Source organism: Streptomyces ureilyticus, assembly GCF_011045025.1.
Lineage (GTDB): Bacteria > Actinomycetota > Actinomycetes > Streptomycetales > Streptomycetaceae > Streptomyces > Streptomyces ureilyticus.
Map to the genome: position 1 here is coordinate 1 of NZ_JAAKZX010000066.1, position 15,775 is coordinate 15,775.

Annotated in this window: 17 protein-coding genes and 1 pseudogene; 4 read left to right on the top strand and 14 right to left on the bottom strand. The window is 69.6% G+C overall.

Features of this window, described 5'->3' with window-relative positions; all coding sequences use genetic code 11:
• Window positions 1-57 precede the first annotated feature (57 nt).
• From G6048_RS21350 to clpS, 7 genes are all read right to left on the bottom strand, one after another.
• The gene (locus tag G6048_RS21350; RefSeq protein ID WP_165341181.1) at window positions 58-1,008 is read right to left on the bottom strand and encodes a PLP-dependent cysteine synthase family protein; all 951 of its coding nucleotides are present in this window, start codon (window positions 1,006-1,008) and stop codon (window positions 58-60) included.
• Window positions 1,009-1,025: 17 nt separating this feature from the next.
• Window positions 1,026-1,304, bottom strand: a complete 279-nt coding sequence (locus G6048_RS21355) for a MoaD/ThiS family protein (protein ID WP_165341182.1) — start codon at window positions 1,302-1,304, stop codon at window positions 1,026-1,028.
• A gap of 117 nt (window positions 1,305-1,421) precedes the next feature.
• Complete coding sequence (locus tag G6048_RS51445; protein WP_004000920.1) at window positions 1,422-1,517, bottom strand: putative leader peptide; 96 nt, start codon at window positions 1,515-1,517, stop codon at window positions 1,422-1,424.
• A gap of 79 nt (window positions 1,518-1,596) precedes the next feature.
• Window positions 1,597-2,019 (bottom strand): Mov34/MPN/PAD-1 family protein, encoded by a 423-nt coding sequence (locus G6048_RS21360; RefSeq protein WP_165341183.1) that lies wholly within the window; start codon window positions 2,017-2,019, stop codon window positions 1,597-1,599.
• A gap of 113 nt (window positions 2,020-2,132) precedes the next feature.
• Entirely contained in the window at window positions 2,133-3,668 is a 1,536-nt protein-coding gene (locus tag G6048_RS21365) for an alanine/glycine:cation symporter family protein (RefSeq protein WP_165341184.1), read from the bottom strand.
• 270 nt (window positions 3,669-3,938) lie between these two features.
• On the bottom strand, window positions 3,939-4,544 hold the full coding sequence (locus G6048_RS21370; protein WP_165341185.1) for a DUF2017 domain-containing protein: 606 nt from the start codon (window positions 4,542-4,544) through the stop codon (window positions 3,939-3,941).
• Window positions 4,545-4,556: 12 nt separating this feature from the next.
• Window positions 4,557-4,874, bottom strand: a complete 318-nt coding sequence (gene clpS / locus G6048_RS21375) for an ATP-dependent Clp protease adapter ClpS (RefSeq protein ID WP_165341186.1) — start codon at window positions 4,872-4,874, stop codon at window positions 4,557-4,559.
• Between the two features lie 122 nt (window positions 4,875-4,996).
• On the opposite strand from clpS, the gene G6048_RS21380 reads away from it, so the two are divergent.
• Both G6048_RS21380 and G6048_RS21385 read left to right on the top strand, forming a co-directional pair.
• Complete coding sequence (locus G6048_RS21380; RefSeq protein WP_165341187.1) at window positions 4,997-6,325, top strand: nicotinate phosphoribosyltransferase; 1,329 nt, start codon at window positions 4,997-4,999, stop codon at window positions 6,323-6,325.
• A 187-nt stretch (window positions 6,326-6,512) separates the two neighbouring features.
• Complete coding sequence (locus tag G6048_RS21385; protein WP_165341188.1) at window positions 6,513-7,097, top strand: nicotinamidase; 585 nt, start codon at window positions 6,513-6,515, stop codon at window positions 7,095-7,097.
• Window positions 7,098-7,164: 67 nt separating this feature from the next.
• On the opposite strand, the pseudogene G6048_RS21390 reads toward G6048_RS21385, so the two are convergent.
• A pseudogene (locus tag G6048_RS21390) lies at window positions 7,165-7,500 on the bottom strand (hypothetical protein); the annotation flags it as partial.
• Between the two features lie 493 nt (window positions 7,501-7,993).
• On the opposite strand from G6048_RS21390, the gene G6048_RS21395 reads away from it, so the two are divergent.
• Complete coding sequence (locus G6048_RS21395) at window positions 7,994-8,251, top strand: hypothetical protein (protein WP_165341189.1); 258 nt, start codon at window positions 7,994-7,996, stop codon at window positions 8,249-8,251.
• A 33-nt stretch (window positions 8,252-8,284) separates the two neighbouring features.
• On the opposite strand, the gene G6048_RS21400 is transcribed toward G6048_RS21395, so the two are convergent.
• The 4 genes from G6048_RS21400 to hppD form a co-directional block, all read right to left on the bottom strand.
• Window positions 8,285-8,929, bottom strand: coding sequence for an RDD family protein (locus tag G6048_RS21400; protein ID WP_165341190.1), 645 nt, complete (start codon window positions 8,927-8,929; stop codon window positions 8,285-8,287).
• A gap of 145 nt (window positions 8,930-9,074) precedes the next feature.
• Window positions 9,075-10,685, bottom strand: a complete 1,611-nt coding sequence (locus G6048_RS21405; protein ID WP_165341191.1) for an RDD family protein — start codon at window positions 10,683-10,685, stop codon at window positions 9,075-9,077.
• A 171-nt stretch (window positions 10,686-10,856) separates the two neighbouring features.
• On the bottom strand, window positions 10,857-12,263 hold the full coding sequence (locus G6048_RS21410) for an FAD-binding oxidoreductase (protein WP_165341192.1): 1,407 nt from the start codon (window positions 12,261-12,263) through the stop codon (window positions 10,857-10,859).
• A gap of 60 nt (window positions 12,264-12,323) precedes the next feature.
• Window positions 12,324-13,469 (bottom strand): 4-hydroxyphenylpyruvate dioxygenase, encoded by a 1,146-nt coding sequence (hppD, locus tag G6048_RS21415; protein ID WP_165341193.1) that lies wholly within the window; start codon window positions 13,467-13,469, stop codon window positions 12,324-12,326.
• Window positions 13,470-13,592: 123 nt separating this feature from the next.
• Here hppD and G6048_RS21420 point away from each other — a divergent pair, with 123 nt between their 5' ends.
• Window positions 13,593-14,066 carry an Lrp/AsnC family transcriptional regulator gene (locus tag G6048_RS21420; RefSeq protein ID WP_165341194.1) on the top strand — a complete coding sequence of 158 codons (474 nt, stop codon included), beginning with the start codon at window positions 13,593-13,595 and terminating at the stop codon, window positions 14,064-14,066.
• A gap of 30 nt (window positions 14,067-14,096) precedes the next feature.
• Here the strand turns inward: G6048_RS21420 and G6048_RS21425 are convergent, their stop codons facing one another.
• Both G6048_RS21425 and G6048_RS21430 read right to left on the bottom strand, forming a co-directional pair.
• Complete coding sequence (locus tag G6048_RS21425; protein ID WP_165341195.1) at window positions 14,097-14,888, bottom strand: S16 family serine protease; 792 nt, start codon at window positions 14,886-14,888, stop codon at window positions 14,097-14,099.
• A gap of 63 nt (window positions 14,889-14,951) precedes the next feature.
• A complete protein-coding gene (locus G6048_RS21430) occupies window positions 14,952-15,599 on the bottom strand; it encodes an IclR family transcriptional regulator (RefSeq protein WP_165341196.1) in 648 nt (215 codons plus the stop codon).
• Between the last annotated feature and the right edge of the window lie 176 nt (window positions 15,600-15,775).

Here is a 15,775-nt window from a genome sequence, read left to right on the forward strand (position 1 = left end):
GGGCGAACTCACCTGCGGCGTCACTGGTTCGGGGGCGAAACAACCCCCACCCACCCCCTACGCCCAAAGCTGTCCCTGCAGCCTCTCGATGGCCTCCTCCGTCGTCGTCGCCGTGTAGACGCCCGTCGACAGGTACTTCCAGCCGCCGTCGGCGACGACGAAGGCGATGTCGGCGGTCTCGCCGGCCTTCAGCGCCTTCTTGCCGACGCCGATCGCGGCGTGCAGCGCGGCCCCCGTGGAGACGCCCGCGAAGATCCCCTCCTGCTGCAGCAGCTCCCGCGTGCGCGTCACGGCGTCGGCGGAGCCGACCGAGAAGCGCGTGGTCAGGACGGAGGCGTCGTACAGCTCGGGGACGAAGCCTTCGTCGAGGTTTCGGAGGCCGTAGACGAGGTCGTCGTAGCGTGGCTCGGCTGCGACGATCTTGACGTCCGGCTTGTGTTCGCGGAGGTAGCGGCCGACGCCCATCAGGGTGCCCGTCGTGCCGAGGCCCGCGACGAAGTGGGTGACCGAGGGGAGGTCGGCGAGGATCTCGGGGCCGGTCGTGGCGTAGTGGGCGCCGGCGTTGTCGGGGTTGCCGTACTGGTAGAGCATCACCCAGTCGGGGTGCTCGGCCGACAGCTCCTTGGCCACGCGTACGGCGGTGTTGGAGCCCCCGGCCGCGGGGGACGGGATGATCTCGGCGCCCCACATGGCGAGCAGGTCCCGGCGCTCCTGCGAGGTGTTCTCGGGCATGACGCACACGATGCGGTAGCCCTTGAGTTTGGCGGCCATGGCCAGGGAGATGCCGGTGTTGCCGCTCGTCGGTTCGAGGATCGTGCAGCCGGGCGTGAGGCGGCCGTCCTTCTCCGCCTGCTCGATCATGTGCAGGGCGGGACGGTCCTTGACGGAACCCGTCGGGTTGCGGTCCTCCAGCTTCGCCCAGATGCGGACGTCGGCGGACGGCGAGAGCCGCGGCAGGCGCACCAGAGGGGTGTTGCCCACCGCGGCCAGCGGGGAGTCGTAGCGCATCAGGGATCAGAGCCCGGTCAGACCATGCCGCCGGCTACCGCCGGCAGAATCGTCACGTTGTCGCCGTCGGTCAGTTTGGTGTTGATGCCGTCGAGGAAGCGGACGTCCTCGTCGTTGAGGTAGACGTTGACGAAGCGGCGCAGTTCGCCGGCGTCCACGATGCGAGCCTGGATGCCCGAGTGGCGGGTCTCGAGGTCGGCGAACAGATCGGCGAGGGTGTCACCGGTGCCCTCCACCGCCTTCTGACCGTCGGTGTACTGGCGGAGGATGGTGGGGATGCGGACCTCGATGGCCATGGTTGCGGGCTCCTGTCGGAAGAAGTCAGGTCGGTGGGCGCGCGACAGCGCGGACGAGCAGGGTGGTACGCGATAAACCGCGCCGCGGCTCTCAAGGCCGTACGGCGGCAGGCGGCATCAACAGATGGCGCTGGCGAGCCTGCACAGGTCGACGTGCAGCCGCGCCACGAGCAGCATGCCCGGCGTCTTGTCGCTCACGTCGTGGGAAACCATGGGCTCATCGTATCGATTCCCGGTCCGGGTCCTGGAATGTGATCTCACATCGTGGATGATTTTTGCCCGCATCGCGGGATCAATAGGCGTCCACGACCTTGACCTCCTCCTCCGTCACCTCGCCCTCGACGATCCGGTACGAGCGGAACTGGAAGTCGCCGAGTCCGTCGGTGTCGGCGGTGGACACGAGCACGTAGTGGGCGCCGGGCTCGTTGGCGTACGAGATGTCGGTGCGGGACGGGTATGCCTCGGTGGCCGTGTGGGAGTGGTAGATGACGACGGGCTCTTCGTCGCGGTCGTCCATCTCGCGGTACAGCTTGAGGAGATCGCCGGAGTCGAACTCGTAGAACGTGGGCGACATGGCCGCGTTCAGCATGGGGATGAAGCGCTCGGGGCGGTCCGAGCCCGCCGGGCCCGCGATGACGCCGCAGGCCTCGTCGGGGTGGTCCTTGCGGGCGTGGGCGACGATCTGGTCGACGAGGGCCTGGGTGATGGTGAGCATGCTCGTCAGGATAAGCAGAGGGGCCGCCTCGTACCGAGTGGTGGTACGGGGCGGCCCACATGCTGAGCTCTATGGCCGCTGAGCTGCGGCGCGGCTCGGATCAGTCGAGCGAATCAGTCGAGCGACTTCGCGGGCTCAGCTTCCTCGGCCACGTCCGGCAGGCCCGCCTTGCGGCGCTTGACGAACTCCAGGAAGGAGTTGAGCTCGCGCTTGACGACGGGGGCGAGCAGGTAGAGGCCGATGATGTTGAACACCGACAGCGTGAAGAGCGCCGAGTCGGCCAGGCTGATCAGCGTGTCGAGGGAGAGCAGGGAGCCCGCCACGACGAACAGGCTCCACAGGGCCTTGAAGATGGTCTCGCTGGCCTTGCTCTTGCCGAAGAGGTACGACCACGCCTTGAGGCCGTAGTAGCCCCAGGTCAGGATCGTGGAGAAGGCGAAGAGCAGCACCGCGACGGTCAGCACGTCCGGGAACCAGGGCAGTACGGTCGCGAAGGCGTCGGAGGTGATGGTGACGCCGCCGACGCTGTCGGGGTTCTCGCGGGCCTCGGCCCAGCTGGGCGGGTTGGCGATGGCGATGGTCAGCGCGGTCATGGTGCAGATGATGACCGTGTCGATGAACGGCTCCAGCAGGGCGACCAGGCCCTCGCTCGCGGGGTGCTTGGTCTTGACCGCGGAGTGGGCGATCGGGGCGGAACCCAGACCGGCCTCGTTGGAGAAGGCGGCGCGCTGGAAGCCGACGATCAGGGCGCCGATCACACCGCCGGTGACGCCGTCGGCCTGGAACGCGCCGTCGATGATGCCCTGGATCGCGTCGGGCACCGCGCTGATGTTGCCCACGATGACGACAATGCAGGCCACGATGTACAGGCCCGCCATCGCCGGGACGAGCCTGCTGGTGACCGAGGCGATGGAGCGGATGCCGCCGAGCAGTACCAGGCCGACCAGCGAGGCGACCACCAGGCCGAAGAGGACGGCACCGGCGGAGGAGGCCATGAAGCCGTCCTCGCCGCCGAAGCTCGAGGCGACCTGCGCGTAGCTCTGGTTGGTCTGGAAGAGGTTGCCGCCGAACAGGCCGAAGAAGAGGATCATGATGGAGGCCAGGACGGCGAGCACCTTGCCGAACTTGGCGCCACCGCTGCCGAAGCGCTCGGCGAACCCCTTGGGCAGGTAGTGCATCGGACCGCCGGAGACGGTGCCGTCCTCGTGCTCCTCGCGGTACTTCACACCGAGGGTGACCTCGACGAACTTGGTGGCCATGCCGAGCAGGCCACACAGGATCATCCAGAAGGTGGCGCCGGGGCCGCCGATGGAGACGGCGACGGCGACACCGGCGATGTTGCCGAGGCCGACGGTGCCGGAGACGGCGGCGGTCAGCGCCTGGAAGTGGTTGACCTCACCGGCCGAGCCCTCCTCGTCGTACTTGCCGCGCACGACGTCGAAGGCGAGCTTGAACTTGCGTACCTGGATCAGCCCGAACCAGGTGGTGAAGATCAGGCCCGCGATCACGAGCCAGGCGACGATGAGCGGAAGCTCGGTGTCGCCGACGGGCACCGCGTAGAAGACGAAGTCGCCGACATGCTCGGCGACGGGTTCGAAGAAGTCGCTGACGGCGTCGTCGATGGAATTGGTGACGGACTCGAGTGACATGAGGTCTACCTCGGCAGAGCGGGGACGTGCTGGCGTGGCGCAGCAGTTGGGGGGACAGATAAGCAGCAGTGGGGGGTCAGGTAAAGGGACGGTGCGCGCAGGGCAAAGGCCGACCCACATTGGAGTGGGGAAGTCGTATCACGTTCCCCACCAGGCCCTGAGTGACTGAAGTCACACAAAAGCGCCCCTGGGGCACAAACTCCCAGGGGCGGTAACGCGATCGTTATCCGGATTTGAGCGTCTTCTGAGCGAACACAGAATCCCCGCACCTCAAGGCATGAGCGTTTCCACGAGCGTCTCCTGGAGGCCGCCCAGCCACAGATACGCCATCACCATCGGCTTGCGCGGGTCGTCGTCCGGCAGCCGGTAGAGGAGGTCGGTGTCCTCCTCGTCGACGACGTCGAGCCGGGAGCCGATCGCGAGCCGCAGGTCGTTGAGGGCGCCCAGCCACTGCTGGGACTCCTCCGTCGACAGCTTGAGCACGGCCCCGCCCTCGCCGGCCGAGGCGAGCGCGTCCAGGGAGCGGATCATGGCAAGGGCGTTGTCCCGCTTGCCCGCGCGCAGGTCGTTCTCGGTGAAGCGGCGGAACTCGGCGGAGTACTGGCGCTGTTCCTCGGCCTGCTCGGGCGAGGTGGCCTCGACGTCGGGCCCGCTGTAGGCGTCGGGGAAGAGGCGTTGCAGTACCGGGTCGGCGGGCGGCTCGCTGGGGCCCTCCGAGAACAGCTCGGCGAGCGGGTCCTCGGGGGCGTCCTCCGCGGGTCCGGGACCGATGAGCTCCAGGAGCTGAACCGCCAGGGAGCGGATGATGGAGATCTCGACCTCGTCGAGGGCGACGGCCGCGCCGCCGCCGGGGAGCGGTTCGAATTGTCCTGGCATGGAGTGAGTTCGCTACTTCCGGTCCTGCTGGAGGGTGGCCCACAGGCCGTAACCGTGCATGGCCTGCACGTCGCGCTCCATCTCCTCACGGCTCCCGCTGGAGACGACGGCACGGCCCTTGTGGTGGACGTCGAGCATGAGCTTGGTGGCCTTGTCCTTCGAGTAACCGAAGTACGACTGGAAAACGTACGTCACATAGCTCATGAGGTTGACCGGGTCGTTGTGGACGATGGTGACCCAGGGAACATCCGGCTCGGGTACGGCGAAGACCTCCTCCGCCGACTCGGTCTTTTCGATCTCTAGAGGTGCGGGAGCCGTCACATGGCCCATGCTGCCACCAGAGGGGGGTACGCGGCCAAATGGGCTCCACGGGAACGCCGTACGGAAGGCGCCGTGAACCTCACATCCCAGAAATCGTCAGAGTGACGAGATTGGCGGTATTATCTGTCGTCATGAACACTGCGGAGCTTGGGCTACCGGTGGACGTCCCATCGACAGCGCTCTTCACGGATCACTACGAGCTGACCATGCTGCAGGGCGCCCTCCAGGGCGGCACTGCCGAGCGTCGTTCGGTCTTCGAGGTCTTCACGCGGCGGCTGCCGGAGGGGCGGCGCTACGGGGTCGTCGCGGGCACCGGGCGGGTCCTTGACGCGGTCGAGAACTTCCGGTTCGACGCGGATGTCCTCGGCTTCCTGCGCGAGCGCCGCGTCGTGGACGAGCCGACGCTCGAGTGGCTGTCCTCGTACCGCTTCAGTGGCGATGTGTGGGGCTATCCCGAGGGCGAGGTCTACTTCCCCGGCTCGCCGATCCTGCGCGTGGAGGGCACGTTCGCGGAATGCGTGCTCCTGGAGACGGTGATCCTGTCGATCCTCAACCACGACTCGGCGATCGCCGCCGCCGCCTCCCGGATGGCCTCGGCGGCGGGCGAGCGGCCGCTGATCGAGATGGGCGCCCGGCGCACCCATGAGCTGGCCGCCGTTGCGGCCTCCCGCGCGGCGTACGTCGGCGGCTTCACGACCACCTCGGACCTGGCCGCCGGCTTCCGCTACGACATCCCCACCGTCGGCACCAGCGCCCACGCCTTCACGCTGCTGCACGACACCGAGCGGGACGCCTTCCAGGCCCAGGTGCACTCGCTGGGCCGGGGCACGACGCTGCTGGTGGACACGTACGACGTCGCCGAAGCCGTACGGACGGCCGTCGAGATCGCCGGGCCCGAGCTGGGCGCCGTGCGCATCGACTCCGGTGACCTGCTGCTCGTGGCGCACCGGGTGCGGCAGCAGCTCGACGAACTGGGCGCCGTCGACACGAAGATCACCGTGACCTCGGACCTGGACGAGTACGCGATCGCCTCGCTGGCCGCGGCGCCCGTGGACGCGTACGGAGTGGGCACCCAGTTGGTGACGGGATCCGGCCATCCGACGTGTTCGATGGTCTACAAGCTGGTCGCCCGTGCCGAGTCGGCGGATCCGCAGGCCCCGCTCGTGCCGGTGGCGAAGAAGTCGACGGGCGGCAAGACGTCCATCGGCGGCCGGAAGTGGGCCGCGCGGCGGCTGGACGAGGAGGGCGTCGCCGAGGCCGAGGTGATCGGCACGGGGGCCGTCCCAACCGAACTCAACGACCGTCAGCTCCTTGTCGAGCTGATAAAGGGCGGCGAGGTCGTCGCCCGCGAGCCTCTGGACGTCGTACGCGACCGGCATGCCGCGGCCCGCGCCAACCTGCCGCTGTCCGCGACCCAGCTGTCCCGGGGGGAAGCGGTGATCCCGACCGAATACGTCTGAGTACGCCCGCGTACGCCCGATGCGTGCGCCCGGGTACACCCGTTTACGTCCGCCGGGAGCGAAGCCGAGGACCGCGGGTACCCGGGAAACAGCTCCGGACAGGCTTGCCCCGAAGGGGCATGAATGAGCGGGGAGCGGGCAATGCAACCGCAACACCCGCGCCCCTCAAGGGGGAAGGACACCGACCATGCGCCGCGCCTTGATCGTCATCGACGTGCAGAACGACTTCTGCGAGGGAGGCAGCCTCGCCGTGCCCGGAGGGTCGGACGTGGCCGCCGCGATCACGGAGCTCATCGGGCAGGCGCCCGCCGGCTACCGCCATGTCGTGGCCACCCGCGACCACCACATAGCCCCCGGCGACCACTTCTCCGAGAACCCCGACTACGAGCACTCCTGGCCCCGGCACTGCGTGGCGGGCACGGAGGGCGTGGGCTTCCACCCGAACTTCGCGCCGGCGGTCGCCTCCGGCGCGATCGACGCGGTCTTCGACAAGGGCGCGTACGCCGCGGCGTACAGCGGCTTCGAGGGCGCCGACGAGAACGGCGTCACGCTGGCGGACTGGCTGCGTGCCCGCCAGATCACCGAGGTCGACGTGGTCGGCATCGCCACCGACCACTGCGTCCGCGCCACCGCTGTGGACGCGGCCCGCGAGGGCTTCCGTGCGAACGTGCTGCTCGACCTCACGGCCGGGGTGGCCGAGGAGACCACCGAACGGGCCCTGGAGGAGCTGCGCGAGGCGGGTGTGGAGCTCACCGGGAAGCCCATCGTCTAGCGGGTTCGGCGGGCTTGGCGGGCTTGGCGGGTTTGGCGGCCTTGGGAACAGCGGGCCTGGAAGCCTGGGCGCTAGGAGCCGTACGCCGCTTCAGGGCCCGGATCGGGCGCCACAGCTCCGTGGCGGTGGCGGTGGTGTCGCCGCCGGGGGGCGTGCGCCATATGAGGCCGTCGGGGTGGTGCAGGACCGCGGTGATCTCGTCGGGGGTCGGCGGCTCGGCGTTGCCGCGCAGATAGACCGCCCGCATGCCGAGGTTGCGTACCCGCGTCAGCGCGCGGGCCCGGTTCTGCGCGTGCACGAGAATGCGTACGCAGCCGGTGCCGCCCATGGCGGAGGGGGTGGGCAGGTTGAGCGCCACCACCACACTGCCGTTCGGCAGCTTGCAGAAACCTCCTACGGCCACATCACACCCCCGTGAGAAACAGTGTCAATAAGAGAGCCACAGCAGGCACCTAAACACGATCGGCCGCGACCCGCCAGAGGGTCCCGGACGATCATGCGCTGACCTGCCGGAACGTCGTTTATTTCGACTTGGTCAAGGCCTTTGCCGTGATCACCGAGACGTCACGGGGCCCCTTCGCGAGCGTGATTTTGATGCCGGTGTCAGTTAGCTGCCACGGAGCGCCACGTCGCTGGTTTACCGCTCAACCGGCGCGCCGGACCGTCCAGTTGGTGGACGCCATGACTCCGTGCGCCCCCTGTGCACCGGCACCGTGGGTTAGGTCACGCTTACCGCTCGTTCCACAAGGGCAGACAGCCGAATAGAGTCGGCTGGCGGCGCGCTGAGAACTCGGCGGATTGCCAAGCCGACACCCATGTCGGCACCCCTGACTCGTATCCGCAACCTCCCCCTTGGCGAGAGGCACGGGGGGAGACCCCCGACCCGAGGAATGCTCATGCCTCGTCCGACCGCCGCACAGCTCGCCTACGGCTCCTGCACCGTGATCTTCTCCACCCTCGCCATGCTGCTGCTGTCACAGACGAGTTCGGGCCCGGGAATCGCGGTGATCGCGCTCTCCGCCCTCGCCCTCGGCCTTCTCGTGGCCATGACGGTGCCCGTTCCGAAGAAACCGGCCGCACCGGTCGCCGCGCCCGTCGCCGCCCGGGAGCGTGTCGCCGAATCCGTTCCGGTGGCCAGCGGCAGCGAACGCTGACCGCGCCGCTCGGCTCGCACCGAACCGCCCGGCTCAGCCGGTGCTGACCACCACGGTCTTCGCCGGCTTGTCGTGCAGGCCCTGTTTGTAGGGCTTGTCGAAGAAGCTCCAGCCACCGGTGATCGCGGTCCAGACGCACGCGCAGCAGAACGCGAACGGCAGCCACAGGACCAGTGCGCGGGTCAGCGAGTTCTGCCAGGAGGGCGTCGAGCCGTCGTTGAGGTTCGCCACCCGCATGCGGAACAGCTTCTTGCCGAGGGTCTGCCCGTCCCTGGCGGTGAGGACGGTGTCGTACGCGACGTAGAGCACCGCGGCGATCACGGACTGGCCGAGGGACTCGCTGTACTGGACGGTCCCGTTGTCCGTGCCGTAGTCGGTGGCGCCGAACGCCCATGCCAGCAGCCACGACACGGCGCCCACCAGGATCATGTCGAGGATCCGCGCCAGTACGCGCTTGGGGCTGTCGCCGAGGGGCGGCATCCCGGCGAGGGGCTCGTTGCCGTACGGGCCGCCGCCGTAAGGGTCGCCCGCGTACGGCGGGGGTGTGGTGGCCCCGCCCTCCGAGCCCTCAGGTCCCTCTGACGGGGTGCCGTACGGAGAGCCGCCGCCCTCGCCCGGTGGCGGCTGACGCTTCTTGAACGGATCGTCTTCCGGTGGAGGCGGCGGCTCGGTCGTCATACCTCGAGTCGACCGCGAACCCTCCGGCGGCGCAATGGGCGGGGAGCCGTCCGGGGTAGCTGCGTCCCGGGGGCGGTCGGCAGGTGGTACGTGGGTCGGCTCGTGGGTCTACCTGCGGCTCAGCCGGACACCTCAGCCCATTGCGTCAGCCCGCTACGAACGTGTGCGCCGCCTTGTCGTGCCAGCACTGTCGCCACGGGCGGTCGAACAGGCCCCACAGGACACCCAGGACGCCGATGCCGAGGAGTCCGGGGACGCTGTAGACGAGCCAGCGGCGCAGGGCCGCGCCGAACGACGGGGGCTCGCCGCCCTCGATGTCGCGCACCTGGAGACCGCACAGCTTCTTGCCGAGCGTACGGCCCCACTTGGCGGTGGGCAGCGCCTCGTACAGGACACCGAAGAGCAGCAGGACGGCGAGGACGATGCCGAGGTACAGGCCCGTGGTGCCGTCCAGCAGCCAGACCGTGACGGTCTCGCCGGACAGCTTGGCGGCGTCGATCTTGTCATTGACGTGGTCGAGGGCCCTGAGGCCCAACGGCACGGCAGCCGCGCCCGTGACGGCGCCCAGGACGAGCGAGTCCACGAGCCGGGCGGCCAGCCGCTTGCCGAGCCCGGCGGGACGCGCGGACGCTTGCGCCCGCGCGGCGGCCTGGAACGGGTCCTCGGACACCGGCTTCCACGGAACGACGGGCGGCTCGCTCTCGGCCCCGGCGAGACGGTGCACCTGCTGGGCCCAGGACGGCTGTCCACCGCCGACGCCCGGGGCCATGGGGGTGGACTGCTCGGGCGTGGAAGGGCCGGAAGGGGCGGACGCGGCCGAGGGGCTGGCTTGAGGGGCTGGGGAGTCCGTGGACTGGGCGGGTACGGCGGGGCTCGGCGCACCGGCCGCCGAGGTGGAGGCGCCCGGGGAGAGACCCGCGCGGGCGGCGGAGGCCGGGCTTCCCGCGGCCGGGGCCTCTGTGGCTGGGCCTGTGCCGCCCGCGGTCGGGCCCGGGACCTGCGGATCGCGCAGCTGGCGCTGCCGAGGAGTGACGGCCCGGAACGCCATCGTGCCCTCGGAAGTGAGGGGGTTACGGGCCTTGGGGACGCCGGAGGCTCCGCCACCGGGCCGGGACGAGCCGGACCCGGGCGCGGCATCCTCGCGCGCTCCGGACGGCTTCTCCTCCGAGCCCGCCGCCGGTCGCACCCGCCCCGTGGGCCTGCGGAACACCACGGTGCCGCCGGACGCCGGCGGCTGCGCGCCCTGGGCGTCCCGTGCGTCCCGGGGCTGGTCCTCGATGCGGTCCTCGGACTTGGGCGCGCGGAACGTGACCGTACCGTCGGTGTGCTCGGACCTGCCCTCCGGCTGGGCCGGCTCGGACGGTACGCGCGGATCGGCGGGAGAACCCCAGGAGACCCGGCGGTCCTGCTCACCGCCGAAACCGGTCTGCCGGGAGCGGTCGGCGCCCCACGCGGCCGCGGGCTCGGGCCGGCTGCCGTGCTGGGCCTCTGCGGGCGAGGGGGCCGCGGCGGGCGGGTCCTCGTCGAAGAAGTGCGGCCCCGTCTCCTCCGTGGCGCCGGGGCCGGTGGCGGCGGCCGGGGCCGCGCGGCCGCCGGGTGGCGCCGGCAGGGACTCGCCGGCGGACGGCGCCGGTCGGCTGGTGCCGGGCACCCACGAGGCACCGTTCCAGTACCGGACGTATCCAGGAATGGACGGGTCCGGGTAATACCCTTCGCGGGGCCTGTCGTCGCCGGGGGCCGGGGTTGGGGCGCTCATGTCCGTCGTCCCGTATCTGCTCGGGGGTCGTATGGGGGATCCACATCTATCAGACCGGAGCAAGAGTCACGTCCGATCCGCCAGTACCTACCCCGTTCGGGCAAGGTTCCGCCACGCCTTCCCGAATACCGGACTGCTCATACACCGGACCGCTCAAAATCTGACGGTGAGTCAAAAGACCTTGCCGGGGTTGAGGATGCCCAGCGGGTCGAAGGCCGTCTTGATCGCGCGTTGCATTTCCACGCCCACCGGGCCGATTTCACGGGCCAGCCATTCCTTCTTCAGTACGCCCACGCCGTGTTCGCCGGTGATCGTGCCGCCGAGTTCCAGGCCGAGGGCCATGATCTCGTCGAAGGACTCGCGGGCTCGGCGGGACTCGTCGGGGTCGCCGGCGTCGAAGCAGACGGTGGGGTGGGTGTTGCCGTCGCCGGCGTGGGCGACGACGCCGATGGTCAGCTGGTGCTTCTCGGCGATCCGCTCGACGCCCTCGATCAGGTCGCCGAGCCTGGACCGGGGCACGCACACGTCGTCGATCATCGTCACGCCCCTGACCGCTTCCAGCGCGGTGAGCGACAACCGCCGCGCCTGGAGGAGGAGTTCGGACTCGGCGAGGTCGTCAGCCGGGACTACCTGGGTGGCGCCCGCGGCCTCGCACACGGCGCCGAGCGCGGCGAGGTCGGCGGCGGGGTCCGTGGTGTCGAAGCCGGCGAGCAGCAGGGCCTCGGTGGTCTCCGGCAGGCCCATGTTCGCCATGTCGTTGACGGCCTTCACCGTCGTACGGTCCATCAGTTCGAGGAGGGACGGCACATGCCCGCCCTCCATGATCCGGCACACGGCATCGCAGGCGGCGGACGCGGAGGCGAACTCGGCGGCCAGCACCAGCTGCTGCGGCGGTTGCGGCTTGAGCGCCAGTACGGCCCGTACGACGATGCCGAGCGACCCCTCCGAGCCCACGAACAGGCGGGTCAGGTCGTACCCGGCGACGCCCTTCGCCGTACGACGGCCGGTGGTCATGAGGCGGCCGTCGGCGAGGACGACGTCCAGGCCGAGCACGTACTCGGCGGTGACCCCGTACTTCACACAGCACAGTCCGCCGGAGGCCGTGCCGATGTTGCCGCCGATCGTGCACATCTCCCAGCTGGAGGGATCGGGAGGGTAGTACAGGCCGTGTTCGTTCACGGCGCGGGACAGGGCGGCGTTGATGACGCCGGGCTCGACGACGGCGATCCGGTCGACCGGGTTGATCTCGAGGATCCGGTCCATCTTGACCAGGGACAGCACGATGCAGCCGTCAGAGGCGTTGGCGCCGCCCGACAGTCCGGTGCGGGCACCCTGAGGGACGACCGGGACGCGCAGCTCGGTGGCGATGCGCATGACGTGCTGGACCTCTTCGACGGTCCGCGGCAGCACGACGACGGCGGGCGTCCCGGCCTCGCAGAAGCTGGCCATGTCGTTGGCGTACGAGACCGTGACGTCCGGGTCGGTCAGGACCGCCTCGGCCGGCAGCCCCGCGAGCAGACGGTCGAGAAGGTTCCCCGTCACTTCATCGCGAGGGGCTTCGATACGGCTCATGATCACAGCGTCGCATCCGGGGGCGACGGTGTGAACCCCACGAGGCGCTCCGCGGTAACCGGCCGGTCAGAGATTGCCCCGCTTCTCCTGCTCCCTCTCGATCGCCTCGAACAACGCCTTGAAGTTGCCCTTGCCGAAGCCCATCGAGCCGTGGCGTTCGATGATCTCGAAGAAGACGGTCGGACGGTCCTGGACCGGCTTGGTGAAGATCTGCAGCAGGTAGCCGTCCTCGTCGCGGTCGGCCAGGATCTTCAGCTCGCGCAGGGTCTCGATGGGGACGCGGGTGTCGCCGACCCACTCCCCCAGCGTGTCGTAGTACGAGTCGGGCGTGGCCAGGAACTGGACTCCGGCCGCCCGCATGGTGCGTACCGTCTCGACGATGTCGTTCGTGTTGAGCGCGATGTGCTGGACGCCGGCGCCGCCGTAGAACTCCAGGTACTCGTCGATCTGGGACTTCTTCTTGGCGATGGCCGGCTCGTTGATCGGGAACTTGACCTTGAGCGTGCCGTCCGCGACGACCTTCGACATCAGCGCGCTGTACTCGGTGGCGATGTCGTCGCCCACGAACTCCTTCATGTTCGTGAAGCCCATGACCTTGTTGTAGAAGCCGACCCACTCGTTCATCCGGCCGAGCTCGACATTGCCGACGCAGTGGTCGACGGCCTGGAAGGTGCGGTGGGCGGGCGGCTCGACGATCGGGGCTGCGGTCACGAAGCCGGGCAGATACGGGCCGTCGTATCCGGTCCGCTCGACGAGGGTGTGCCGGGTCTGCCCGTACGTGGCGATCGCCGCGAGGACGACGGTGCCGTGCTCGTCCTTCATCTCGTACGGCTCCTCGACCGAGCGGGCGCCGTGCTCGATCGCGTACGCGTACGCCCTGCGCGCGTCCGGGACCTCGACGGCGAGGTCGATCACGCCGTCGCCGTGCTCGGCCACATGCTCGGCGAGGAAGTGGCCCCAGGTGGTGGCGGGCTTGATGACGGAGGTGAGGACGAAGCGCGCCGAGCCGTTGGTCAGGACGTACGAGGCGGTCTCGCGGCTGCCGTTCTCCGGTCCGGAGTACGCGACGAGCTTCATGCCGAAGGCGGTGGAGTAGTAGTGCGCCGCCTGCTTGGCGTTGCCCACGGCGAAGACGACCGCGTCCATTCCCTTGACCGGGAACGGGTCTGCGTCGCGCGCGGTACCAGGGGTGTGGTGGATGGTCTCAGTCATGGCGATACGCTCCCTCCGTTTGGCAAGGTGCGCAATAGTTGGCGTATTTACTGGACAATGTGCGCAGCGACCGGCCCATACGACCAGAACTTCTGTACAGGATGACCACCACGGGAGGCCTCCATGGGGATCGATCAACTGGACGGCCGGCTTCTCGTGCTGCTGGCCGAGGAGCCGCGGATCGGGGTGCTGGAGGCGTCCCGGCGGCTCGGTGTCGCCCGCGGGACGGTCCAGGCCCGTCTGGACCGGCTGCAGTCGAACGGCGTCATCCGCGGATTCGGCCCCCAGGTGGACCCCGCGGCGCTCGGGTACCCCGTTACGGCGTTCGCGACCCTCCAGATCCGGCAGGGTCAAGGCACGGACGTACGCGTCCACTTGGCGACCGTCCCCGAGGTACTCGAACTGCACACGACGACGGGGAGCGGCGACATGCTGTGCCGTCTCGTCGCCCGCTCCAACGCCGATCTGCAACGGGTCATCGACCGGGTGGTCGGTTTCGACGGCATCGTGCGGGCCGCCACGGCGATCGTGATGGAGAACCCGGTGCCGCTGCGGATCATCCCGCTGGTGGAGCAGGCGGCGGAGGACCGGGAGTAGCGGTGTATCCGGAGTAGCTGAGCGAGGGGGTTAGCAGCTGGGGACGGAGCCGGTGCCCGTCTCCAGGGCTCGGAGGGATTCGACCGTGCTCTTCAGCGTCGTCACCGGGATCAGCCGCAGGCCCTTGGGCAGCTCCGACTCCGCGTCCGAGCACTCGGCCTTCGGTACGAGGAAGACGGTCGCGCCGTCGCGTTTGGCGGCCTGCGTCTTGAGGGCGACACCGCCGACGGCGCCTACCGTGCCGTCCGCGTCGATGGTGCCGGTGCCCGCGATCGTACGGCCGCCGGTCAGGTCGCCACCGCTGCCGTCACCGTCCAGCTTGTCGACAATGCCGAGCGAGAAGAGGAGCCCGGCACTGGGTCCGCCGACGTCGGCGAGCTTCAGGGTGACCTTGATGTCGCCGGAGTCCTCACCGAGGTAGTTCAACGCGGCCTCGGTGGCCGTGTTCTGGGACTTCCGCATCTCCTCGGCGTTGTGCTCCTCGATCTCCTTGACGGTGTCCCCGCTCGGATACACGGAGTCCTTCGGCATCACGGCCCGATCCGGGTCGAACCACCCGTCGACCACATCCGCCAGCCGCACATCAGCATCGGGCCCGGTAGCCACGATGGTCGTCATCCGCAACTGCCCACGTGTGCCGTGGGTCTCCGCACCGCTGATGGTGATCACCGGCTCCCCCCGGTTGTCCCCCAGCACATCCGCGGTCATCCCCGGCTGAGCCACAGCAAACGGCAACGGCACGAAGGCCGTCACGGCGAGCAGAGCCACGACGGGCAGAGCGCAGAGGGCGAGGGCCCGGGGACGAGATAGGCGAGAGAGCACGGGATCAATCTAACGCCGCGTACCTCCGGCGGTTGAGCGGGGCACCTAAGGGGGAGGCCGGCGCTAGCGCAAGGCCTCCGCAACCTCCTTGGCCGCGTCCACCACCCGCGCCCCCACCCTCTCCGGGACGGAATCCGCGAGCATGACCACCCCCACGCTCCCCTCCACCCCGGTCACCCCGAGCAGCGGCGCGGCCGCACCACTCGCACCGGCTTCCAGCTCGCCGTGCGTCAGCGTGTACCCGGGATCCGCCAACGTCCCGGCCGCGGCCCGCGCCGCAAGGATCGCCTTGCCCGCGGCCCCCCGGTCCAGCGGATGCCGAAACCCCGCCCGATAGGCCACGTGATAATCCGTCCACGTCGGCTCCACCACAGCGACGGCCAACGCTTCCGTCCCGTCGACCAGAGTGAGATGCGCGGTCGCCCCGATGTCCTCGGCCAACGACCGCAACGCGGGCAGCGCGGCCTCACGTACCAAGGGATGCACCTGCCGTCCCAACCGCAGCACCCCGAGCCCCACCCGGGCACGACCACCCAGATCACGGCGTACGAGCGCATGCTGCTCAAGCGTGGCGAGCAGGCGGTACACAACCGTCCGGTTCACCCCGAGCTTGCTGGACAGCTCGGTGACGGTCAGCCCGTGATCGGTGTCGGCGAGCAACTTGAGGACACGCAGTCCCCGGTCGAGCGTCTGAGAGGTCTCCGCAGTCACGACGCCCACTCCTTAGTGGTGATGAGAGTCGACGGCCCCCTCCGCGGCGGTTGCGTCACCGGTCCCAACGGCGACGCGCTTCAGAGGCCGCCGGTCGGCAAGCGTCCCGGGCACTACCCGGGCGGGCACCGGCTGCGCTCCGCGGCGGCGCTGCCACGGGGCGTGTGCGTAGCGGG

Excerpts from the sequence above, each read along its gene's own strand:
- G6048_RS21350 (WP_165341181.1), bottom strand. The coding sequence starts at position 1,008 with ATGCGCTACGACTCCCCGCTGGCCGCGGTGGGCAACACCCCTCTGGTG.
- G6048_RS21355 (WP_165341182.1), bottom strand. The coding sequence starts at position 1,304 with ATGGCCATCGAGGTCCGCATCCCCACCATCCTCCGCCAGTACACCGAC.
- G6048_RS51445 (WP_004000920.1), bottom strand. The coding sequence starts at position 1,517 with ATGGTTTCCCACGACGTGAGCGACAAGACGCCGGGCATGCTGCTCGTG.
- G6048_RS21360 (WP_165341183.1), bottom strand. The coding sequence starts at position 2,019 with ATGCTCACCATCACCCAGGCCCTCGTCGACCAGATCGTCGCCCACGCC.
- G6048_RS21365 (WP_165341184.1), bottom strand. The coding sequence starts at position 3,668 with ATGTCACTCGAGTCCGTCACCAATTCCATCGACGACGCCGTCAGCGAC.
- G6048_RS21370 (WP_165341185.1), bottom strand. The coding sequence starts at position 4,544 with ATGCCAGGACAATTCGAACCGCTCCCCGGCGGCGGCGCGGCCGTCGCC.
- clpS (WP_165341186.1), bottom strand. The coding sequence starts at position 4,874 with ATGGGCCATGTGACGGCTCCCGCACCTCTAGAGATCGAAAAGACCGAG.
- G6048_RS21380 (WP_165341187.1), top strand. The coding sequence starts at position 4,997 with ATGAACACTGCGGAGCTTGGGCTACCGGTGGACGTCCCATCGACAGCG.
- G6048_RS21385 (WP_165341188.1), top strand. The coding sequence starts at position 6,513 with ATGCGCCGCGCCTTGATCGTCATCGACGTGCAGAACGACTTCTGCGAG.
- G6048_RS21395 (WP_165341189.1), top strand. The coding sequence starts at position 7,994 with ATGCCTCGTCCGACCGCCGCACAGCTCGCCTACGGCTCCTGCACCGTG.
- G6048_RS21400 (WP_165341190.1), bottom strand. The coding sequence starts at position 8,929 with ATGACGACCGAGCCGCCGCCTCCACCGGAAGACGATCCGTTCAAGAAG.
- G6048_RS21405 (WP_165341191.1), bottom strand. The coding sequence starts at position 10,685 with ATGAGCGCCCCAACCCCGGCCCCCGGCGACGACAGGCCCCGCGAAGGG.
- hppD (WP_165341193.1), bottom strand. The coding sequence starts at position 13,469 with ATGACTGAGACCATCCACCACACCCCTGGTACCGCGCGCGACGCAGAC.
- G6048_RS21420 (WP_165341194.1), top strand. The coding sequence starts at position 13,593 with ATGGGGATCGATCAACTGGACGGCCGGCTTCTCGTGCTGCTGGCCGAG.